This window comes from Collinsella sp. OM06-18AC (assembly GCF_003438785.1).
In the GTDB taxonomy this organism is placed as follows: domain Bacteria; phylum Actinomycetota; class Coriobacteriia; order Coriobacteriales; family Coriobacteriaceae; genus Collinsella.
Genome location: NZ_QSTX01000003.1, coordinates 125,118 through 147,010, shown reverse-complemented (window position 1 = coordinate 147,010; position 21,893 = coordinate 125,118). Strand labels below are relative to the sequence as shown.

Below are 21,893 nucleotides of genomic sequence, written 5' to 3'. Positions count from 1 at the left end.
TTATATGTTCCTTTTTTTGTGTCATTAGAGCGTTTTCAACAAATCCGCAGGAAACGCGCCCGCCATCAGCTACCGTTCACCGAATTATTTGATATTTCCCCTTGCCTTTATACGTCCTTCACTCTAGCTGTTATGCCAGCTTTAGCAGGGTAAAGTGCCTCTGAGTAGGCTTTAGGACATGTCTAACGATCTGCCCCCAACTTTGCTGGTACCGACGGTGTACGGAGAGTTTTCTAGGCATGTCCCAAAATCTACCGCATAAGGTGTGCATACAGGGGTATCATCTTTCACCGAAAATAGTTTCTAGTGTTAGGGGTTTTCGGTGGAAGATACCGATTTCCATGAGCTTGGGCGTCAGCTCTTAACTGAGTTTGGCAGCATGCATCAGCGCATTTCGCGCTTTGCGGACAAAGCTCTCGGCGGCGAGATGGCTGTCATGCGCGCTCTCATGCTCGCCGGCGGTTCGCTCACGCCGAGCGAACTCGCTGATCGCGCCTGGGTTTCGAGCGCCCGCATCGCCAACATCCTACGCGCCCTCGAAACCAAGGGCTGGGTCGAGCGCGAGCACTCAAAGACCGACCGTCGTCGCGTACACGTCACGGTGACCGACAAAGGCCGACAAGATCTCGAAATCAAACGTCGGGAATTCGAGAAACGCACCGCGGCCTTCCTCGAGCAGCTCGGCGAAACAGATACCCAAGAGATGGTGCGCCTTCTAAGGCGTGCCAACGAAATTATCGACCGCAACCAAGAAAGGAGAGATGCCGAGTGAGGATTCTCAAGCTCTTTAAAAAACATGTCCTGGCACTGTTCGCAGCTATCGTACTTATCGTAATCAGCTGCAACGCCGATCTGGCGCTGCCTACCTATATGAGCGACATCGTCGACGTGGGCGTGCAGCAAGGCGGCATCGCCTCGCCCGTACCCGACACCATTCGTGCCGAATCGCTCGACGACCTCGAACTCTTTACGAGCGCCAAGGACGCCAAAGCCGTGGAGGCCGTGTTTAGCAAGGCTGGCAAAAACGGCATTCGAACGTACAAGGGCACCGAGGAAGAGCGTGCCGACGGCGGCAAGATTGCCGACATTATGAGCCTGCCCGAGACCGTCGTCCTTTCGCTCAATCAGGGCATCGACGCCAGTTCCATGGGCGACATGATGGGCACGTCCAGCGAAAAAGACAACAGCGCCGCCCAGGCCATGCCCGCCCCCGAGCAGATGGCAGCGATGACGCCCGAGCAGCTCGCCGATATGCAGCAGAAGGCCGCAGCGGCGCAGAGCATGCAAAAGCAGATTGATGCCGACGGCGGCAAGATCACCATGAAGAGCCTGCGCCTGGGCGTTGAAGGTGGCTTGATCGACCAGGGCAAGCTCGTCGAAGGCGCCAACGAAATGGCGGACAAAATGGGCTCCATGTCGGGCTCTATCGTCACGCAGCGCGCCGTGACCTACGTGCAGGACGAGTACAAGGCGCAGGGCATCGACCCCGCCGACGTGCAGAACGCCTACCTGGGCCGCATGGCGACCACGATGTTTGGCCTGTGCCTGGTGTCGCTCGTTGCCACCATCCTGACCGGCGCTGTGGCGTCGCGCACCGCCTGCTCCATCGCCCGCGACCTGCGCCGCGAGACCTTCAACAAGGTCATGCACTTCTCGCCGGCCGAGGTGGGCAAGTTTAGCCAGGCCTCGCTCATCACCCGCTGCACCAACGACATTCAGCAGATCCAGATGGCAGCGACTCTGTTCATTCGCATGTGCCTCATGGCGCCTGTCATGGGTATCGTCGCGGTCATGCGCGTCCTGGCCAACCACACCGGCCTGGAGTGGACCATCGCCGTGGCCATCATCGCGGTCTCGGCCGTCGTCGGCGTGCTCATGGGCCTTACCATGCCCAAGTTCAAAAAGATGCAGAGCTTTGTGGACCGCGTGAACCTTACCGCGCGCGAGCTGCTCGACGGTCTTATGCCCATCCGCTCGTTCAACCGCGAGGAGCACGAGCTCGAGCGTTTTGACAAGGCATCGCTCGATCTGATGACCACGCAGCTCTACACCAACCGAGCTATGAGCTTTATGATGCCGCTCATGATGCTCGTCATGAACTGCATCACCGTGCTTATCGTCTGGTTTGGCGCGCAGGGTGTGTCCAACGGCGTGATGCAGGTCGGCAACATGATGGCGTTTATCTCCTATACCATGCAGATCGTCATGGCGTTTATGATCCTCACCATGGTTTCGGTTATCCTGCCCCGTGCCGAGGTCGCAGCCGAGCGCGTGGAAGAGGTCATCACTTGCCCCACGAGCATCAACGACCCCGCCTCGCCCAAACTGCCCGCGGCCAGCGCGCCGCACGGTGAGCTCACTTTCCGCGACGTGAGCTTCCAGTATCCCGATGCCCGCGCCGACGTCATTAGCGGCGTGAACTTCACCACGCATGCCGGTCAGATGCTCGGCATCATTGGCTCCACGGGCTCGGGCAAGTCCACGCTCGTGCAGCTGATTCCGCGCCTGTACGACGTCACGGGCGGCAGCATTTCGCTCGACGGCATCGACGTGCGCGACATGACCCTTTCCGAGCTGCGCCGCCGCATTGGTTACATCCCGCAGCAGGGTCGTCTGTTCTCGGGCACCGTTGAGAGCAACCTCAAGTTTGCCGGCGACATGGTGAGCGACGAGGACATGCACCGGGCCGCGCGCATCGCCCAAGCCGAGGACTTTATCGCCGAGCGCGAGGACGGCTACGACTCCCCCATCAGCCAGGGCGGCTCCAATGTCTCGGGCGGTCAGCGCCAGCGTCTGGCCATCGCACGCGCGTTGGCCAAAAAGCCCGAGGTCGTGGTGTTCGATGACTCGTTTAGCGCCCTCGACTACAAAACAGACGCGCGCCTGCGCGAGGAGCTTGCCAAAAACGTTACCGACGCCGCGCTCGTGGTCGTGGCCCAGCGCATCGCGACCATCATGCACGCCGACCAGATCATCGTGCTCGACGACGGCCACGTGGTGGGCACCGGTACGCACGAGGAGCTGCTACACAGCTGCCCAGCGTACCTGGAGATCGCACAGTCGCAGCTTTCCGCCGAGGAGCTGGGGCTCACCCAAGAAGAAATTGAAGCCGTCATGGAAGGAGGCGAGCGCTAATGGCAGACAAGACCAAGACTCAGATTCCCAAGCCCACCCGTCGGCGCGGTCCCATGGGCCGCATGGGTGGCATGGGCCGCGGCGAAAAGGCCAAGGACTTTAAGGGCACCATGAGGCAGCTACTCGGCTATATCGGTCAGCACAAGATTGCCGTGTTTGCCGCCGTCGCCTTTGCCGTGTGCTCGGTCATCTTTAACATTGTGGGACCCAAGGTGCTCGGCCAGGTTACGACCAAACTGTTCGAAGGCCTGGTTGCCAAGGTCAACGGCACCGGCGACGTCGACTTTGCCTGGATCGCCAAGACGCTCGGCTTTTTGCTCTGCCTGTACCTGGCAAGCTCTGTCTGCAGCCTCATCCAAGGCTGGCTCATGACCGGCGTCACGCAAAAGATCTGCTATCGCATGCGCAAGGAGATCGCCGCCAAGATCGCCGTCGTGCCGATGAGCTATTTCAACGGCCACAGCAAGGGCGACGTGCTCAGCCGCATCACCAACGACGTCGATACGCTCGGTCAGTCACTCAACCAGAGCGTGACGCAGCTCATCACGTCAGTGACGCAGATTATCGGCGTGCTCGTCATGATGTTGTCGATCAGCCTGCCACTTACCGGCATCACCGTGCTCACGCTGCCGGCAGCCGCGATTATCCTGACCGTAATGATTCACTTCTCGCAGCCGTACTTCCGCGAGCAACAGCAAGTCCTTGGCACCGTCAACGGCATTATCGAGGAGGACTTTGCCGGCCAGAACGTCATTCAGGTGTTCGACCGCGCCGAGGCCTCGATCGAGGAGTTCGACAAAGAGAACGACCGCCTCTTTATGAGCGGTTGGCGCTCTCAGTTCCTGTCGGGCCTGATGATGCCGCTTATGAGCCTGGTGGGCAACATGGGCTACGTGGGCGTCGTCGTGGTAGGCGCGCAGCTCGCGCTGACCGGCAATGCCACGCCCGGCGACATCCAGAGCTTTATCCAGTACGTTCGCAACTTTACGCAGCCGGTGCAGCAGCTGGGCAACGTGAGCAACACGATGCAGTCGATGGCCGCCGCCACCGAGCGCGTGTTTGAGTTCCTGGCCGCGCCCGAGGAGGAGCAGAAGGCCGACGCGCAGATTCCCGAGAAGCGCCCCGGCCACGTGGAGTTCGACCATGTCAAGTTTGGCTACACGCCCGACAAGACCATCATCCACGACTTTAGCTGCGAGGCGCAGCCCGGCCAAACCATTGCCATCGTCGGCCCCACCGGCGCCGGCAAGACCACGCTCATTAAGCTGCTGCAGCGCTTTTACGACGTGGACGGCGGTTCGCTGCGCGTCGAAGGCGTCGACGTGCGCGACTGGGACCGCGCGGCGCTGCGCGGCGAGTTTGCCATGGTGCTGCAGGACACCTGGCTGTTTAACGGCACCATCCGCGAGAACATCCGCTACGGACGCCCCGATGCGACCGACGCCGAGGTCGAGGCCGCCGCACGCGCCGCACGCTGCGACCACTTTATCCATACGCTCGCCGGCGGCTACGACTTTATGATCAATGAGGAGGGCACCAACCTCTCACAGGGCCAGCGCCAACTCGTGACCATCGCCCGCGCCATTTTGGCCGACCGTCCGGCGCTGATTTTGGACGAGGCGACTTCCAACGTCGATACCCGTACCGAGGAGCTTATTCAGCGCGCCATGGATGCGCTGATGCAGGGCCGCACGAGCTTTGTCATCGCGCATCGCCTGTCCACGATCCGCAACGCCGACGTGATCTTGGTGATTCGCGACGGCGACATCGTCGAGAAGGGCACGCACGACGAGCTGCTCGCCCAAGGCGGCTTCTACGCCGACCTGTACAATTCGCAGTTCGACGAAGCGGCGTAAAACCGGCGGCAAACAACCGCAATACCCAAAAAACGGGGGCGCAGGTTCATCCTGTGCCCCCGTTTTTCGTTCTGTGGCCCTTGGACCGCATCCCCTGGAGCCGAATTGACGGTCCTTTCCAGCCCCTGTGGGCAAAAAATGGCAAATATGAGTACTGTTACCTTTTTAGTAACAGCCAAAACAGCCCCATATGCTGCCCGCACGGCTTGCAAGCGCCCCTAAATTACTCAAATAGTTCTATAGCAGGCTTATATGTGTTAAGGTTAATGAACATATTTTCTGTTATGTCTATTATCTTATGCCGGCAATATGACACTACGATAGCAACAGTACTCATATTTGCCATTTTTTGTCCACAGGGCCTGGAAAAGGCCAACAGGGTAGTCATTGGGGACGTTCTTAAACGACCAGTCAAACAAGAACGTCCCCAACGACTACTTAAAAACGGGAGATTATCCACTCTCATTCTGCGAGCACTCATTTAAGTCTGTCCCAAATGAGTGCCCGGCAGCAACGGGACCGCCGATGTCTTGGCAGAGTCAGCGAAAACCCGCGTAACTAAACCCGCTCCGCGATCTCGTGAATGAGATAGTCGGTCTTTTCCCAGCCCAGGCACGGATCGGTGATCGACTTGCCAAAGACACCGCCGTCGACCGGCTGGTTGCCGTCCTCAAGGTAGGACTCGATCATAAAGCCCTTGACCAGCCTTGAAATGACTTCGTTGCGGCGGCAGCTGTCGAGCACCTCCTTGCAAATGCGATACTGCTCCAGCGGACGCTTGCCCGAGTTGTCGTGGTTGCAGTCGATGACCGCTGCCGGATTGGCATAGCCGGCGTGCTCGGTATAGCGCTCGGCCAGGCGCTCGAGGTGCTCGTAGTGGTAGTTGGGGTAGGTGCGCCCATCGAGACCGATGTAGCCACGCATAACGGCGTGCGCGAGCGGATTGCCGTCGCACTCGACCTCCCAGTTGCGGAAGATGAAACTCTGATGCGCCTGAGCGGCGTAGATGGAGTTGAGCATGACGGTGGTGGAGCCGGCAGTGGGGTTCTTCATGCCCACCGGCACCGAAATGCCGCTCGACACCAGACGGTGCTCCTGGTTCTCGACCGAGCGCGCGCCCACAGCGACGTAGCTCAGCAGATCGACAAGGTACTGATAGTTAGAGGGGTAGAGCATCTCGTCGGCGGTAAAGAAGCCGGTCTCCTCGATGACGCGCAGGTGCATGTGGCGAATGGCCTTGACGCCCTCGAGCAGGTCATCGGGCGCCTCGGGGTCGGGATTGTGCAGTAGACCCTTGTAGCCGGTACCCTTGGTGCGCGGCTTGTTGGTGTAGACACGCGGGATGATGATGAGCTTGTCCTTGACCTCCTCGGCGGTTTTGGCCAGGCGGTTCATGTACTCGAGGACCGAATCCTCGCGATCGGCAGAGCACGGGCCGATGATGAGCACCTTGCGCGCGTCCTCGCCGGTAAAGACCTTGGCGACCTCGGCGTCGAATGCCTGCTTCTTAGCGGTAAGCTCGGCGGAAAGCGGCATTTCCTCGCGGATCTCCATGGGGATCGGCAGCCTGCGTTTGAAATCCATGGCCATAGGGGCCTCCTCAATCTATAGAGAGAGCAAAAAGCGTATTGTTGAGTGCTCGGCATTATCCGCTGTCGCACGCTAAAGTGCAAGCACAGCCTACTAAAAAGGGAATGAATCGACACAAGGGCCCGCTCACCACGAGAGTGGATAATCTCCCGTTTTTGGCCCATGTTCGCGCTCAAAGTGGGAGATTATCCACTCTCGTCGGGCAAGCGTCCGAAAATCCTCACTCGTGACCCCTTTTCCTCCGTCCCCGAGGGATCGGGGCTCGCCTGCCGAATGATTGATGCGGCCGCCCTGCGTCCATGTCACACTCAGAGGTGGCCTGACCCAACTTGGAAGGAGCCTTCATGAGCCTTGACAACGTAACCCTGCGCGCCGCCACGCTCGACGACCTGACCGGCATCGCCGCCATCTACAACCAGCTGTGGTGCAACACGCTGCGCAACCGCGGCGACGTCGAAGCTGCCGATTTCTGCGCGCGCTTTAACATCGCTATGCAGCTGCAACGCTCACCTATCGCGCTTGTCGCCGAGGCCGAGGGCCGCATTATCGCCGCCTGCTGCATCGGCATCTTCGAGGACGGCAAGCCGCGCACCAACCCCACGTGGGAGTCCTGCTACAACGAGATGCTCGCCCAGGCAACCGAAATGGCAAAGGCTGCCGACGCCAAGCTCGAGGGCTCGCTCTTCGGCGACAGTCGCGAAAAGGCCACGGCGGATCGCTTTGCCGCCACAGGCAACGAGTATGCCCAGGGCCAGCTCAACCTGATCATCATCGTGCCCGAGTGGCAGGGCAAGGGGCTCGGCCGCGCGCTTATCGACCTTGCGCGCGCCGAGCTCGCCAAGGCAGGCTGCACCAAGTTCTTCCTGATGAGCGACTGCAACTCCGACTGGCAGTTCTACGAGCACCTCAACATGAAGCGCATCCTGGAGGATCACAGTCAAGACACCGGCGACGGTTTTATCGTCTACATGTACGGAGGCGACACGCAGGATTAGCCTGAGTGCCACCTCATGGGCTTTCTCCAAAACAGCCCAAACCAATCAGCCACGCCAAAAGGGACATGCCAAAAAGGGACAGGTTTATTTTGGCAGGTTTTATCTGGGCAAACGCCAACCGCCGCGAGGAGAGCTGCTTGCCCTTGCGGCGGCCTTCTCGCCGAAAAACCAAGTGAGTAGACCTTTTGCAGGAGGCCGAGCACACTCCAAAACGCCACAGCTCTGACCTGCGGTTTTATTTAGCGTTTGTCGCGGTGTGCTCGACAGATCCAAAAAAGCCTACTCACTTGCATCTGAGGCGCACCGGATCGGCAAAAAACCGCCGCGAAAGGGGTCCGGACCCTTCGCGGCAGTTGTTAATACGCCGAACTTGTTATCGCAAAAGCCAATCACGCGCCGAGACCACGCTACAGTCTTTCGACTCATACGTTGAATCCACGCGGGCCACAACATAGCGCGCATCTTTTGCAATGTCGATCTCATCGCATACAGCCTGTAAATGGCGGGCGTACTTATCGTGATACGTTCTGGATGATTTTATTTCGATAGCCTTGGGACTCCCTGAGTTTGTGCAGTCGAGCAAATCGATTTCTCGCTTGCCGTCGTCCCTATAGAAATACAACTCGGGATTCTCGCCCACGTTGAGATGGCTCTTCGCCGTTTCGGAAACGATGAGGTTTTCGAAAACTGCCCCCAGATAAGGGCTCTCCAAAAGTTGCTCCAGTGATCCAATTTTGAGCAAGTAGCAGAGCAGCCCCGTGTCGTAAAAATAAAGCTTGGGCGTTTTAGTCAAACGTTTCCTGGCATTTGCATAATAGGGCTGCAGTGAAAACGTCAGGTAGCTCTGCTCCAGGATAGACAACCAGCTTTTAATGGTCGATACGTTCACACCCGTATCTCGAGAAAGCGAAGATATATTAATGAGAGCACCGGCGCTCTGGGCAATTATGGACAGAAACTTATGAAACTCCGCTTTATTGCGCACATCAAGCAAGCCCACAACATCGCGCTCAACATAGGTATCAATATAGCTGGGGAAATAAACCGAGGACGGCATTCCGGCGGAACGCAGGCGAGGGTATCCCCCTTCGAGCGCAAACAAATCCACTTCCAACTGCCCCTGCTGGCCCCTCTCCGCTTCTCGAAACGAAAATGGCAGCAATTTTAAGATCCCGACTCGCCCGGCAAGAGACTGGCCGATGCTTTTCATCATCAAAAAGTTTTGCGATCCCGTAAGGATGTATTGACCGGCGTCTCCCCGCTCATCCGAAACAACCTGAATCATCGAGAACAAATCCGGGGCGTATTGCGCCTCGTCGATGATGAGTCCGCCCTTTCGGTTGCGGATAAAACTCACCGGATCCTCCAAGGCCGCGCGCCTCGTTTGGGGGTCCTCAAGCGTAACATAAGAATAGTCGGGAAAGGCATGCCGAACCAGCGTAGACTTACCGCTCTGCCTAGGCCCCGTCAACGACACAACAGGAAACCAACCCGCCATGCGAATGAGCAACTCATGCAAATCCCTGTTAATGTACTCGGCCATATCAACGCCCCTTATAACGCTGTTACCATAATCGTATAGTATCATTTGCCATAATCTTGCAGTAGCGTTTTCCATAATCTTGTAGTAGTGTTTTCCACAATCTTATAGTAGCCCAGTTCAAAAACGTTATTTATAGAGCCGAAATCTCAGACCCTAAATAACAATAGCCACCACAATGGGAACTGTCCCCATTGTGGTGGCTTGCAGGCGAGTTGACTTATTCGACTATCGCGCGCCGGCCGTGTCCGAGTCTAGAGCGTGGCAAGTCGCTTGGATTCGCGGACGGCGAGGGCGATGGAGATAAGGCCAGTGATGGCGTCAGCCGCCACCAAGGCAAACCAGACACCCTGAACGCCCATCATGTTGCCAAGCAGGTACATAAGCGGCACGGAGCAGATCACGTAGCGGAGCAGACCGGTGAACGTGGCGATACCCACCTTCTCAACCGCCTGGAAGTACATCGACATGGTCATGGCAAGATAGCCCAGGGCCACGGCCAGGATAACGATGCGCGTGGCGTTGGCGGCAACCTCGACGAGCGCCGGGTCGCTACCAGCAAAAAAGGCGCAGACCGGCGTTGCGGCCACCCATAGCACAGCAGACACCGCAGCAAGCGTCACGACCTGGTACTTAAGCGTGCAGGAGAGCGTTTCCTTGAGGCGCGCCCACGCCTTGGCGCCGGCGTTGAAGGCGGCAATGGGCTGCAGGCCGTACGAGAAGCACTGGGCGACCATCATGGTAATGTAGAGGATGTAGCCGTTGATCACGCCAAAAGCCGCGATGTAGAGCGAACCCATATCGCCGCCGAGCTGGCCAAGCAGCGAGTTGGCAACGGTGTTGAAGATGAACGTGGCAGCCTGCACCAAAAAGAACGGGAAACCGATCTTGATGATCTGACCGCAGATGCCCATGTCGAGTTTGAGATCGGCGGCGCTGATCTGGAGCTGCGACTTCTTACCGCCGATGAACCAGAAGACACCGATGGCCCAGATACCGATGGAAAGACCGTAGTACACGCCGGCTCCCATAACGCCGAGCTTGAGCACAAACGTGGAAAGCGCAAGCCAGCAGATAGCGACGATGGCAGACACGGTCATGAGGTTGGCCTGGATCTGAACCTTCTCGTCCACACGCATGACGGCGGTGACCATTTGACCAATGACCGTGAGCGGCAGCAGCACGGAGAAGGTGCGCACGCCGGCAACGGTATCGGCCATGATGTCGGGCGTGGCGCCGAAGAATGCGCAGATGGGCTCGGTAAACACAGCCATCACCACAGCAAGCAGCACACTCACAATCGTGGTAAGCCAAAAGCCCTGGCTAAACGCCTTGCTGGCGCCCTTAATGTCGCCGGCACCCAAAAGGTTGCCCACCACGGCGGGCACGCCGGTACCAAACAGGTTGCCAAAGGCCAGGTTAATGTACTCGACCGACATGATGATCGAGACGCAAGCCAGGCCGTGTGCACCCAGGCCCCAACCCATCACGAGGCCCTCAAGGACCACCATGATAATCTGGGCGAGCATACCCTGGCCGGTGATGATGGTGTACTTGCGCACCAGGCCGGGAATCGGCTGCGAGGCAAGCTCACGCTCCTCCTCAACAGCGGCGGTTGCTTCTTCTGCCATTGTTCTCCCCTTTCCATGAGAGATTGATGAATGGATGAATGGATGAATGGATGGATGGGCGGCACGCACGGGCTGTGGCACCGCCCGGCGATGCAGCAGCCCCGCTAGGCCTCGTAGACCACCTTGCCGGCAATCATCGTGAGAGACGCCGTGGCCTCGAGGACCTCAGCCGGTTCGCAGTCAAAGAGGTTGCGGTCGAGCACACAGATATCAGCCTGTTTGCCGCATGCGAGCGTACCGATGCGATCCTCGGCATGCATGGCGTAGGCGCTGCCGTAGGTGTAGGCGCGCAGGGCCTCGGCCATGGTGATGCGCTCCTGCGGGAACCACCCTTCTGGGTTGGAGCCGTCCTCGAGCATGCGGAAGACCGCGCCGTACACCTCCTCCATGGGCTCCAAGCCCACAACGGGGAAGTCACTGCCCAGGTGCACCACGGCACCGCTGGCAAGCAGGCTATGCAGGGGCCACGAAAGCGCAGCACGCTCGGGGCCCACGGCATCGTCCTTGGCAAGGTCAGCCATATCGAGCAGCATGTGCCACGGCTGCATACCAGGGCATATACCCAGCTCGGCATAGCGCGGCAGATCCTCGGGCTGAACCGTCTCGTTGTGCTCCATGGAGTGGCGGCAACCCCGCTTACCATGCAAGCGCTCGCCCTCCTCAAAGCAATCAAGCACAAAACGCACCGAGCGATCGCCGATCGTATGGACGCGCGTGTCAACGCCCCATTCCTGCGCCCTGACAATGGCGGCACGGATGCGCTCTGGATCCTCCGCGGGCTCACCGCAGGTATCGGGCGCGTTGGAATAGGGTTCAAGCATCCAAGCGGTGTGGTCGGAGCACACGCCATCAAGAAACTGCTTAAAGCCGTGCCACTCGACCTGCGTACCCGAGAAGGCGTATTTCTCCTTGATCTGCTCGAGCGTTAAGGACTCGTTTTCGAACAGATCGGTGTACAGGAACACGCGCAGTGGCAAGTCGCCCTTGGCATTAAGACCTGCCAACACCGCATACGGGTTTTCCATGCTCACAAACGTAGGATTGACCATGCCGACCGTAGTGATTCCCAGGGCATTGGCGCGCCGGGCGGTTTTTGCAAACGACGCGTCAACAACCTCGGGCGCTGGGTCGTAGACCTCGTCCATAAAGAAGACGCCGGCGTTGTTGGAAAACACGCCCGTCAGATTGCCCTCGGCATCCTTAAGGATCTTGCCGCCTGCGGGATCGGGCGTCTGCGAAGTTACTCCCACCTTGTTGATGGCGCAGGTATTGGCACTAAAGGTATGCAGGTCAACCTGCTGCAGAAAGACCGGGCGGTCCGAGATGTACTCATCGATCATCGCGGCTGTGGGCATCTCGGGGACATCCCACTGGAACTGGATAATCTGGCAGCCCAGAATCCACTCGTTATCGGGATGGTCGGCTGCAAACGCCACGACACGTTCCATCGCCATCTCAAAACTGGTGCAGTCGATGAGGTTGACGGCAAAATCGGGGTCGGTCATAAACGCGCCCTGGGCAAAATGCGTGTGCGAGTCGATCAGGCCGGGCATGACGAGCTGGTCGCCAAAGTCGCGCACCTCGGTATCGGGACCGATAAACGGTGCCAGGTGAGCATCGTCACCGCAGGCAACAATCTTATCACCGCGCACGGCAACGCCGCCCTTAAACGGCTCGAGCCCATCGCCGGTAAAGACGGCGTTGCTCTTGATAACTACATCAGCCTTGTCCATGTGAGCCTCCTCAGGCATCTTTGGTTGCAACGCGGACGCACCGCCCGCGTGGGCACTCGGTTGGGAGCGTAGCGCTCCCGCATCGGCGCGTGCCTACAAGCCGTGCTCGGACGTCTGTCCCACGTCCGCGGCTTCGCGCTACACCCATTGATACACAGGGGCAAATCCGTGCCAAGGCCAGGGATCGCAAACGGTCAGTTTAAGCAGGTTTACACGCTTTACCTGCAGGTTTATTGTCTGAGATTATTACCGCGTCATTACGCCCAACGGCGTGCCCGCCCACACGGCAAGACCCGCATGCAAGGAAGAATAGGACTAGGAACGCCAAAAGGCATCTATGAGGTCATCTCGGTTGGAGACACCGCTTTTAACGTAGATGCGATGCAAGTGCGCCTTGACAGTGCCAGGGCTGATGACCAACTCGCTGGCGATGTTTTGGGCGTCGTTGCCCTTCAGCACCAGCGTGAGCACCTCCTGCTCGCGCCGCGACAGCTTATGGGCATCGGCATAGATCACAACGCGTGATGCTAGATCGTCCCCAGAGCGTGCGCTCTCGGCCGCCACGTCCTCATCGGCACGCGGATGACGGGCATACACGCGCAGGATATGGCTAAACTGGCAAAAGAGTTGGACCGCGCATGCCATGAGCAGCACGTTTTCGGAGATATTGCGCTCGGACAGATACCACAAAAAGAGGCTGATGACGGGGTTTTGAGAGTCGGGGCGACAGAGCAAAATCATGTAGGTGTCCTCGGCGATTACGCAAAACGCAAGAACGAGTGCCACCTTCCAAAAGAGCTTTGAGCGGTCGAGGTCGAGTTTCTCAACACGCGTGGCCCTGTGCCGGTAATGCCAGGCGGCATAGGCAAGACATCCTACATTGCCCAGGTCACGCGTGAGCCAAAAGAGATACTGCTGCATCTCTCCGGCAGCACCGCTGCGAGGCACCAGCACCAATTGCAAGATTGAAAACGGCACGATAGCAAGTCCGAGCATGCGCGACGTCGGCCTTTTGCGCAAGCGCGCAAACATCCACAGTACCACGCAGGCATAGATGGCAATACCGAGCACGCAGCGCAGCAAGGGGTGCTGCAACGGCTCGCTAAAGGTAACAGCGTAGTCGTATTTGAGCCGATTGTACTCGTCAAAAAAAATGACCGACATATCGAGCATGTAGAGCAAAAAGCCCGCCGCGGCCACCAGGCTGTCGCGACGGCGCGTCATGAGCCAAACCACCAATGCCACGGCACTGGTCACCAGAGCCACACCCATGATAATCGTGGTGTAGATATAGAACGCGAAACTCATGCCCGCCTCCCCTGCCTAGATGCCGTGAGGATGTTGACAGATTCTTTGCCGCAAGATTAGACTCACCGATTAAACGTACTGTATCGTTTAGATAAACAAGCTGTGTCTCACCGATGAAAGGAGATGCCATGGCGCCTATCGCACCGCTCAAAATACTCGTTGCCCCTGCCGCCAAGGCCATCGTCCACCTGTGCGACTCACTTACCTACAATGACGTCCCCTGTGTCGTCGAAGAGCGTTCGGACAGCTGCCCCTATCTGGGCCACGTCCCCTTCTTTGCGCCTAAGCTCGTTTCCGATCCCGAGCACCGCGAACAGTAATCCAAGATGCACCAAGCGCTGCGCAACTCGCGGCGCTTACTGTTTTGGTGCAAAGTAACCTGACCCCCGTGCACCAACGCCGGGATTGTCGACGCTTCGGCCGCGGCGCGATATGAGGCGCGAAACCTCGCCCAATAACAGGCCAATCACTACGCCCGCGAGAATCGGCAACTTTGCCATCTCGGCAGGTGAGCTGTTGAGCGGCACAATCGTAGCAACAATCGAAAGCACGAGCTCCACCACGGGAATCGCAAGCGCCACCGCGAGCACCTTGCCCTCGAAAGGCGCACGGAACACACGCGAGCGATTATCGTGCTTGCGCAGACGCCAAAACGCTGGGAACATGGGGATATAGCTCATGAGCAGAAAGACGACGTTCATCGAGAAGAAGACCCAAAAGACGTCGGAACCCTCACCCAGCGGAATCTGGAGCAGCAGCACCAGGCTGGCAAAACAGCCGTTAATGAGCGCCGAGCCGTTGGGCATGCCGGTCTTTTTGGACACCAACGCAAAGGGACGCGGCATGTTGCCATGGCGCGCGGCATAGCTCGCTACGTTGTTGACGCCAAAGCTCCAGCAGATCATATTGGCGAACAACGTCACCAAAAAGGCCACGCCCACGACCATCGTCAGCGGGTGGGTGCGCCCCACCATAGCGGCGACTGCGTCCACAATGCCCGAATCGAGTGAAAGCTGCTCGGTGGGAACCGCGGCTCCGATGCCAATGCCACAGATGATGTAGATCGCCGCAATGGCCACGCCACCGGCAATAACCGCCTTGGGGATATCACGCGACGGGTTCTTCATCGTGCTGGCAAAGGTCGCGACCACTTCGAAGCCCATAAAGTTGAACAGGATAATCGATAGGTACGTCAACGAATTGGTGTCGCCCAGATCTGGAATGAAGGTCTTAAACGACATGTCGTTGGCAAAGCCGTTATTGCAGGCAAACCAAATGCCGACGATTCCCACCACAGCGGTAATGAGCACCTTGATGACGGCGCCGCCGTCCATGACCCAATCTGCCTCGGCCACCGGCTGCATTGCCATGACCGTGACGCCCCACACAAAGACAATCTCGATGGCGATTCGGATCCCGAGTGAAAACTCGATACCCCACACCGCATTAATGACACTGGGGAACATGCAGGCGATACTTGCCACCCACAGCGGAAAGTTAACCCAGTAGCACCAAGAGCAACGAGCGCCCCAACGGTCGCCCAGGCCCAAGCGAACCCAATCGTACAGGCCGCCCTCGGAATCAAACGCCGTACCCAGCTCGGCCACCACCAGACCATAGGGAAGCAAAAACGTAATGATAAGGAAGATCCACCAGAAGAACTGCACGTTGCCCATGGCAGATGCCGGAGCCGCCGCCTCGATGGTAAACACGACGCAGATAACCGAAAGGATGACCTCGATCAGGGAGAACTTTTTACCTGCCATGGCGCGCTCCCCCTACAGCAAAAAGGATGGCATCTGTACCGAAGGCGCAGCCCAAGGTAGGGTTGCAGGCCGCGTCACCGGTGCAGGTGCCATCCCAGAGAGAGGAGAGGATGCATTTGTTGGACCAACGCTCGCGGAACAGGCGCGTGTAGATAACGATACGCTGGTACATAGATACTCCGATCAAAACGGCCGCGTTCACGACCGATAACTTTCGGCAATTGAAGACGCGTCTGACCTGGGAAATTCAAGCGAACAATTGGCCTAACCCGCAAAAAATCCCAGGCCAGACGCGTACTCAATCAAAGAAAAGGGCACTCCGAAGTGGAGGCAACGGAGTGCCCAAAGAAAACCCAACCGACCAAGACATCGGGCAAGCCGACCATCAATGCCCCAAGATGGTTCGATTCGCCGATTGTCCGATTGATCGGCTGGGTTTTCGAGGTGCCCCAGGTCGCCGCGAAAGAGGAGCGAAGCGTACTTTGGTACGCGAGCGACGGTTTGAGCGGCGAGATGGGGTGCCTCGGAAAGTCAGACGATTAAGCGGACGGCTCCTGCTGAGTGATGCAGTGGATATTGCCGCCGCCGAAGACGACCTGCTCGGACTGAACGCCGACGCACTTGTAGACGCCCTCGCCCCAGACCTCGTCATAGATCTTCTGGAGCGTGTCAACGGCCAGCTGGTCGTTCTCGTCGCCGTACTGCGGGACGATAACGCCGTGGTTGGTGACCAGGTAGTTCATGTAGGAGGCGATCAGCGGCTCGTCGGGAACGCGCGGCTCGGCGTTCTCGTCGGCGTCGATGGTGTCGCAGGAAGCCTGGTCCATGAACAGCGGGTTCACGGGCATGCAGAGCTTGTAGACCTTCATCTTGCGGCCCTTGGCGTCAACGGCGTTGGAGAGGGTCTCGTAGGCAGCGTGGCACTGCTCGTAGAACGGATACTCGGGATCGTCGGTCCAGATGCAGGCCATGACGCCCGGAGCGATGAACGTGGCAACGTCGTCGATATGACCGTTGGTCTCCTCGGGGTCGATGCCCTCCTTGACCCAGATGACCTTCTCGACACCCAGGTAATCCTTGAGGTGCTCGTCCATGTAGGCGCGAAGCTCCTCGCTCCAGGGCTCAAACTTCTTGTGGAACTTGGGCCAGATGGACTCGGGATCCTCTTCCTCCTCCAGAACCGCAGAGCAGGTGCGGCCCGGGGAAAGCAGGCACTGGTCGGTCACGACAAGGGTGCCCTCGCCGTCGACGGTGATGGAGCCGCCCTCGAGGATCATGTCGTCGGGACGATAGCGACGGCAGCCGGAGAGCTCAGCCATCTTGAGGGCGATCTGCTCGTCCTTGTCCCACGGGAAGTACAGGCCGTCGACGAGGCCGCCGTAGGCGTTGAAGTGCCAGTGGTTGGCGCGCTTCTCGCCCTTGCCGTTGATGACGTAGGTGGCGGCGGTGTCGCGGAACCAGGCGTCGTCGGTGGTCATCTCGATAACGGTGACGTTCTCGTCGTTCTCGAAGACGGCCTTGCAGTTGGCATAGTCGACCTGGTTGGCGCACATATAGACCGGGGTGAACTCGGAGATGGCGCGGGCGATGGCGGCATACTGCTTCTGAGCAGGCTTGGCGCCGTGGGCCCAGGTGTCGGTGCGGTGGGGCCAGCCCATCCACACGCGATCCTGCGGAGCGAACTCGGCGGGCATAAAGAAGCCGTCGGCCTTGGGGGTGGACTCGGACTCGGTGATCGTACGCATAAGATTTCCTCCAAATCGAACGACCGTTTGCCGCGGGCGGATTGCCCGCAGCCTAAAACCAAGAGATAGTGGGCGCCCGTCCCCCGGCAAAGGTCGGGGCGCCCGGTGCCGGTTTTCACGGAGCCGCACCGACGAGCGGCAACGTAACCAAGTGCGTGGAGACAAACGCACGAAGGATACGAGAGAGAGGTTGGGGCGGGCGGTGGTTACCGGAGCTATCGCTCGCACCCGCCCCAGGAAATAGTGAGCATATTTGTCGCTTTGGGCACGTCTCCGAAGAGGCTAGAGTGCCCGGAGTCGGGAGCGACAAGCCCGACGAAGCGCACGTTGGTACGCGAGGAGGGTTGGAGCCCCAGAACCGGGTGCTCTAGTTCTCCTCGGCCTCGGCGGCCTCCTCAGCGAGACGCTGAGCTGCCAGCTCGGGAGTGAGGCCCTTGTACTCGGTCTCGCGGCCCTTGGCGCTGACGACGCGGACAACCTCGCCGATGAGCAGAAGCACGATGAAGATAACGATCATCGGGAGCTTGTCGCCAATCTCGGCGGCGGAGAGCGGCACCAGCGTTGCAACGATGGCCAGGATCAGCTCGATGCAAGGGATGGCCAGCATGACCTTCATCATGGCACCCTTAAACGGGAACGTGAAGATGCGCTCGCGGTCGGGGTCGTTCTTGCGAAGGTTGAGGAACGCCGGGAACATCGGGATGTAGGTCAGCAGCAGGAAGACGACGGAGGTGCCGAAGAGCATCCAGAAGACGCCGTTGGAGATGGCGTCGATGGGAACGAGCTGCAGGCACAGCACCAGGGAGGCAACGACGGCGTTGACCAGGTTGGCGCCGTTGGGCATGTCATCATCCGAAATCATCGAGGCGAAGACCTTGGGCATGTTGCCGTGCTCGGCAGCGTAGCGGGCGACGGAGTTGACGCCGAAGGACCAGGCGGCCATGTTGGCGAACAGGGTGATCAGGAAGGCGATGCAGATGACCTTGAAGATCATGGAGTCGCCCACCATGGTCTGGACTGCGACAATCATGCCATAGTCGGGGTCGATGGAATCGGCCGGCACAGCAGCGCCGATGCCAAAGCCAGCGAACAGGTAGATCACGGCGATGGACAGGCCACCGACGATGATAGCCTTGGGGATATCGCGAGCGGGATCGGCCATGTCGTCGGTCATGGTGCAGATGACCTCGAAGCCCATGAAGTTAAAGATGATGATCGACAGGTAACCGAGAGCGTTGGTGTTGGTGAGCTCGGGCAGGAAGGTGGCAGCGGACATGTCGTTCGCAAAACCGTTCTCCATGGCATACCAAATGCCCAAAGCGCCAACGATAACGGCGACGGCGACCTTGATGATGGCGCCACCGTTAAGGACCCACTCGGAGTCGGCCGCCTTGGAGCGGCCCATGAGGTAGACGATCCACACAAAGGCAAGATCGATACCCATCTTGGCGATCAAGTTGAACTCAACGCCAAAGACCATGCCCAAAATGTCGGGGAACATGGTAGCCAGCGAGGCAATCCACAGCGGGTAGTTGACCCAGTAGTAATACGAGATGCGGGCGCCCCATTTGTCGCCCAGGCCATCGCGTACCCAGTCGTAAATGCCGCCCTCGCCGTCATAGGTGGTGCCGAGCTCGGCAACAACCATGCCATAAGGAAGCAGGAAGGTCAGGATCAGGAAGATCCACCAGAAGAACTGCTGGTTGCCAATGGCAGCAGCAGGAGCGGCGGCCTCGCAAACGAAGACGACGCAGATGATGGTCGAAATGACCGTCAAAAAGGAAAGCTTTTTCTTTCCGTCGCTCATGATGAGCTCCTTCGCTCAGTCTTGGACAGATCCGAGGCCCAAGGTACTAAGGCAATTGCCTGAGCCTCGGTGAGCGGGCGACAGGAGACGAGCATCCGCCGCCCGCAAACGTGCGTTTAGCAGGCTTAAGGCTTAGAGCTGCTCGAGAGCCTCGAGAGCGGCGTGAAGCTCGGCCTTGGCGGAGTACTCGACACCCTCGTCGTTGAGCGGGGTGCGCTTGCCCAGGGCAGCGAGGAGAGCACGGATGGAGTGCTTGCGGTTCTCGGCCTCGACCCAGCACAGGGAGCGCTCGGGATCGTCCATAACCTCGTCGACGACTTCCTCGTTGCGAGTGGCCGGCAGGCAGTGCATGAACTTGGAGTTGGGGCCGGCGAAGTTCATCATGTCCATGGTGACCTGATACTTGGGGTAGAACACGTCCATGTAGTTCTCGCCCGAGACCTCCTCGTCGTACAGGCCATACCACACGTCGGTGTAGATGAAGTCGGCGCCCTTGATGCACTCGATGTCGTCGGAGATGACGACGGAGCCGCCGGAGACCTTGCAGTTCTCCTCGGCGATGGCCATCATCTGCTTGCCGAACTCGGCGCGCTCCTCAACGGTGCCAACGTGCAGGCCGCCGTCGGGGATCTGGTGGCCCTTGGGTCCAAACTGGACAAACTTCATGCCGACCTTGGAGGCGATGAACATGAGGGAGACGCAGACCTGGGTGGCGTCGCCGATGAAGGCCAGGGTGCAGTCCTCGATCTTCTTGCCCTCGGGGAGGTTCTCGAGCATGGTCATGAGGTCGCCCATCTCCTGCGTGGGATGGTTGAACTCGGACATGCCGTTAATGACGGGCACAGCGGAGCCCTCGGCGAGGCCGACGACGTCCTTGTGACGGTCAACGCGAGCCATCATGATGTCGAGCAGCGAGCCCATAACGCGAGCGGTGTCGCCCAGGGACTCGTGACCGCCGAGCTGGATGGTGCCAGGGCCATAGAACTGAGCATGGCCGCCGAGGTCGGTCATAGCGGTCTCGAAGGAAAGACGGGTGCGGGTGGAAACCTGCTGGAAGATCATGCCAAGGCTCTGGTTGCGGAGCAGGTGCGGATAATAACCGTCAACCTTGATGGCCTTCTTCATTGCCAGGCCAAGATCCTCGATAGCCAGGATCTGCTCTTTGGTGAAGTCGTTGGTGTCGATGAAATCCTTAGGCAACGCCATGTCGATTCCTTTCCGCCGGTCGTGCCGACTATTGCTATGAGGCGCTCGAACATCACGCCTCGTGTTGACAAGACCATCATTCACCCGTATGCATTTTTTACCTAGTTTATTCGGGATTAAAGACCGTTCACGGAGTTACACCCCCTCTAAACCAATATAAACCCGCAGGTAGCCAGCTTGCAGGGGGTTTACTACCTAGAACCGCGAACGGTATACGGCTATGCTGTATCTCGGCGCCTAATCCGCAATGGAACGAAGGGTTGAGACGTCTATATCCCACAAGGTATACAGGGCTCGACCATAGATGAAATGAGATGGGACGGTGGCAGATGAACACCCTGATGTTCTTCTATACCCTAGCGATACTCGTGATCTGTATTGTGACGGCAGTGCTTTCGCTTGCCGCCTATGCCTCGTCTCGTCGACGCTTCTTTATCTATGGCAGCGGCGTTTTTATTTGCTATGCCATCGAGATGACCGAGATCTTCTTTTTTGAATACACGTTGCAAAACCAGAGTTTTCCAGCCAGCGACTATTACTCAATTACCATGCCTGTGTTGCGGACCCTTGTGGCGACCGCTTCACAAGCTTTTATCTGGCTCATTGCCATGGACTTGCTCGACAAACATTCAAAAAAGCAGTTTGTTATTCCCGTCGCAACGTTCTTCCTGAGCGAGCTGCTGATCATTGTCGCTGTCCCCTACGGCCCCATGCATCAATGGCTCTACTACACGATGCGTCAGGTATTCCTTGTATTTGTGGGACTGTATATCTTTTGGACGGCGCATAAAAGCACGCAGGTCGAGCTTAAGGCGCGCGTCAACAATCAACGAAAGCACCTCATTATCGGCGCCATTCTGGTCGGGTGCATCGTTGCCGAGGATTTCTACAACATCCTTGTTGTTCCCATGAGCCTGGCACCCTCTTGGCTGCAGCTGTACCTGTCCGAGCGCAACTTTAGCGAGAACATCTTTGCGTGCTACTTTGCGATTCTGCTGATCATCTATGCCTATCACGTGCTTTCGATTCGCATGCAGGAGGCGCCCGAGGAAAAGAACGTCAGCGATCTTGATCGACACATCGAAGAGCAGATGCCCTTCTATCGCAACGCCTACAAGCTCTCCAACCGCGAAACCGAAGTCATGCGTCTGGTTGTGTTGGGCAAATCGAACCAAGAGATCGCTGACGAGCTCTTCCTTGCCGTGGGTACCGTCAAGACCCACATCCACAACATCCTGGTCAAAACCGAACAGCAAAACCGCACGACGCTCATCCTCCACTTTTGGAAGCGATAACCTGCCAAAAAGGGACAGGTTTATTTTGGCAGGTTTTATCTGGGCGAACGCCAACCGCCGCGAGGAAGTTGCCTTCCCTCACGGCGGTCTTCTAGCAGCCAAAACCAAGTGAGTAGACTTTTTGCAGGAGGCCGAGCACACCCCGAATCGCCACAGCCCTGACCTGCGATTTTATTGAGCACTTGCCGCGATGTGCTCGGCAGATCCAAAAAAGCCTACTCACTTGCATCTGAGATGCTCTAGATACGCAAAATACCGCCGCGAAGGGAGCTGGACTCCCTTCGCG

At 58.3% G+C, this 21,893-nt stretch carries 16 protein-coding genes; 6 read left to right on the top strand and 10 right to left on the bottom strand.

Annotation, left to right across the window (positions count from 1 at the left end; translation table 11 throughout):
- The first annotated feature begins 322 nt into the window (after positions 1-322).
- From DXB86_RS03095 to DXB86_RS03085, 3 genes are read left to right on the top strand one after another with little or no spacing between them, the layout of a single operon-like run.
- On the top strand, positions 323-772 hold the full coding sequence (locus DXB86_RS03095) for a MarR family winged helix-turn-helix transcriptional regulator (protein ID WP_117736111.1): 450 nt from the start codon (positions 323-325) through the stop codon (positions 770-772).
- Positions 769-3,135, top strand: coding sequence for an ABC transporter ATP-binding protein (locus DXB86_RS03090; RefSeq protein WP_117736110.1), 2,367 nt, complete (start codon positions 769-771; stop codon positions 3,133-3,135). The genes DXB86_RS03095 and DXB86_RS03090 overlap by 4 nt, the downstream gene beginning before the upstream one ends.
- Positions 3,135-4,991, top strand: a complete 1,857-nt coding sequence (locus tag DXB86_RS03085; RefSeq protein WP_117736109.1) for an ABC transporter ATP-binding protein — start codon at positions 3,135-3,137, stop codon at positions 4,989-4,991. The genes DXB86_RS03090 and DXB86_RS03085 overlap by 1 nt, the downstream gene beginning before the upstream one ends.
- 558 nt (positions 4,992-5,549) lie before the next feature.
- On the opposite strand, the gene DXB86_RS03080 is transcribed toward DXB86_RS03085, so the two are convergent.
- Positions 5,550-6,581, bottom strand: coding sequence for a 3-deoxy-7-phosphoheptulonate synthase (locus DXB86_RS03080; RefSeq protein ID WP_117736108.1), 1,032 nt, complete (start codon positions 6,579-6,581; stop codon positions 5,550-5,552).
- A 344-nt stretch (positions 6,582-6,925) separates the two neighbouring features.
- Between DXB86_RS03080 and DXB86_RS03075 the strand changes: the two genes are divergently transcribed.
- Positions 6,926-7,576, top strand: a complete 651-nt coding sequence (locus DXB86_RS03075; protein ID WP_117736107.1) for a GNAT family N-acetyltransferase — start codon at positions 6,926-6,928, stop codon at positions 7,574-7,576.
- 373 nt (positions 7,577-7,949) lie between these two features.
- Here DXB86_RS03075 and DXB86_RS03070 read toward each other — a convergent pair whose 3' ends face one another.
- The 4 genes from DXB86_RS03070 to DXB86_RS03055 all read right to left on the bottom strand — a co-directional run bounded on the left by DXB86_RS03070 (position 7,950) and on the right by DXB86_RS03055 (position 13,788).
- Complete coding sequence (locus DXB86_RS03070; protein ID WP_199410969.1) at positions 7,950-9,119, bottom strand: ATP-binding protein; 1,170 nt, start codon at positions 9,117-9,119, stop codon at positions 7,950-7,952.
- Positions 9,120-9,370: 251 nt separating this feature from the next.
- Positions 9,371-10,747 (bottom strand): MATE family efflux transporter, encoded by a 1,377-nt coding sequence (locus tag DXB86_RS03065; protein ID WP_117736106.1) that lies wholly within the window; start codon positions 10,745-10,747, stop codon positions 9,371-9,373.
- 104 nt (positions 10,748-10,851) lie between these two features.
- A complete protein-coding gene (locus DXB86_RS03060) occupies positions 10,852-12,480 on the bottom strand; it encodes an amidohydrolase (protein WP_158550994.1) in 1,629 nt (542 codons plus the stop codon).
- 315 nt (positions 12,481-12,795) lie between these two features.
- Positions 12,796-13,788: a helix-turn-helix transcriptional regulator gene (locus tag DXB86_RS03055; protein WP_117736105.1), complete on the bottom strand. Its 993-nt coding sequence runs from the start codon at positions 13,786-13,788 to the stop codon at positions 12,796-12,798.
- Between the two features lie 128 nt (positions 13,789-13,916).
- Here DXB86_RS03055 and DXB86_RS03050 point away from each other — a divergent pair, with 128 nt between their 5' ends.
- On the top strand, positions 13,917-14,108 hold the full coding sequence (locus DXB86_RS03050) for a hypothetical protein (RefSeq protein ID WP_117640166.1): 192 nt from the start codon (positions 13,917-13,919) through the stop codon (positions 14,106-14,108).
- Between the two features lie 36 nt (positions 14,109-14,144).
- Here DXB86_RS03050 and DXB86_RS03045 read toward each other — a convergent pair whose 3' ends face one another.
- The 5 genes from DXB86_RS03045 to ptcA all read right to left on the bottom strand — a co-directional run bounded on the left by DXB86_RS03045 (position 14,145) and on the right by ptcA (position 20,312).
- Positions 14,145-15,554, bottom strand: coding sequence for an APC family permease (locus tag DXB86_RS03045; RefSeq protein WP_117654946.1), 1,410 nt, complete (start codon positions 15,552-15,554; stop codon positions 14,145-14,147).
- Positions 15,544-15,726, bottom strand: coding sequence for a hypothetical protein (locus DXB86_RS09885; RefSeq protein WP_117637033.1), 183 nt, complete (start codon positions 15,724-15,726; stop codon positions 15,544-15,546). The genes DXB86_RS03045 and DXB86_RS09885 overlap by 11 nt, the downstream gene beginning before the upstream one ends.
- A gap of 367 nt (positions 15,727-16,093) precedes the next feature.
- Positions 16,094-17,299 (bottom strand): agmatine deiminase family protein, encoded by a 1,206-nt coding sequence (locus DXB86_RS03035; protein ID WP_117635777.1) that lies wholly within the window; start codon positions 17,297-17,299, stop codon positions 16,094-16,096.
- A 367-nt stretch (positions 17,300-17,666) separates the two neighbouring features.
- A complete protein-coding gene (locus tag DXB86_RS03030) occupies positions 17,667-19,106 on the bottom strand; it encodes an APC family permease (RefSeq protein WP_117583531.1) in 1,440 nt (479 codons plus the stop codon).
- 132 nt (positions 19,107-19,238) lie between these two features.
- Positions 19,239-20,312 carry a putrescine carbamoyltransferase gene (gene ptcA / locus DXB86_RS03025; RefSeq protein ID WP_117736104.1) on the bottom strand — a complete coding sequence of 358 codons (1,074 nt, stop codon included), beginning with the start codon at positions 20,310-20,312 and terminating at the stop codon, positions 19,239-19,241.
- Between the two features lie 329 nt (positions 20,313-20,641).
- Here ptcA and DXB86_RS03020 point away from each other — a divergent pair, with 329 nt between their 5' ends.
- Complete coding sequence (locus tag DXB86_RS03020) at positions 20,642-21,607, top strand: response regulator transcription factor (protein ID WP_158555268.1); 966 nt, start codon at positions 20,642-20,644, stop codon at positions 21,605-21,607.
- The last annotated feature ends 286 nt before the right edge of the window (positions 21,608-21,893 follow it).

Bases quoted from the DNA above. Each gene is read 5' to 3' on its own strand.
- DXB86_RS03055 (WP_117736105.1), bottom strand. From the start codon at position 13,788: ATGAGTTTCGCGTTCTATATCTACACCACGATTATCATGGGTGTGGCT.
- DXB86_RS03030 (WP_117583531.1), bottom strand. From the start codon at position 19,106: ATGAGCGACGGAAAGAAAAAGCTTTCCTTTTTGACGGTCATTTCGACC.
- DXB86_RS03085 (WP_117736109.1), top strand. From the start codon at position 3,135: ATGGCAGACAAGACCAAGACTCAGATTCCCAAGCCCACCCGTCGGCGC.
- DXB86_RS03020 (WP_158555268.1), top strand. From the start codon at position 20,642: ATGAACACCCTGATGTTCTTCTATACCCTAGCGATACTCGTGATCTGT.
- DXB86_RS03075 (WP_117736107.1), top strand. From the start codon at position 6,926: ATGAGCCTTGACAACGTAACCCTGCGCGCCGCCACGCTCGACGACCTG.
- DXB86_RS03045 (WP_117654946.1), bottom strand. From the start codon at position 15,554: ATGGCAGGTAAAAAGTTCTCCCTGATCGAGGTCATCCTTTCGGTTATC.
- DXB86_RS03065 (WP_117736106.1), bottom strand. From the start codon at position 10,747: ATGGCAGAAGAAGCAACCGCCGCTGTTGAGGAGGAGCGTGAGCTTGCC.
- DXB86_RS03035 (WP_117635777.1), bottom strand. From the start codon at position 17,299: ATGCGTACGATCACCGAGTCCGAGTCCACCCCCAAGGCCGACGGCTTC.
- DXB86_RS09885 (WP_117637033.1), bottom strand. From the start codon at position 15,726: ATGTACCAGCGTATCGTTATCTACACGCGCCTGTTCCGCGAGCGTTGG.
- ptcA (WP_117736104.1), bottom strand. From the start codon at position 20,312: ATGGCGTTGCCTAAGGATTTCATCGACACCAACGACTTCACCAAAGAG.
- DXB86_RS03080 (WP_117736108.1), bottom strand. From the start codon at position 6,581: ATGGCCATGGATTTCAAACGCAGGCTGCCGATCCCCATGGAGATCCGC.
- DXB86_RS03070 (WP_199410969.1), bottom strand. From the start codon at position 9,119: ATGGCCGAGTACATTAACAGGGATTTGCATGAGTTGCTCATTCGCATG.
- DXB86_RS03060 (WP_158550994.1), bottom strand. From the start codon at position 12,480: ATGGACAAGGCTGATGTAGTTATCAAGAGCAACGCCGTCTTTACCGGC.
- DXB86_RS03050 (WP_117640166.1), top strand. From the start codon at position 13,917: ATGGCGCCTATCGCACCGCTCAAAATACTCGTTGCCCCTGCCGCCAAG.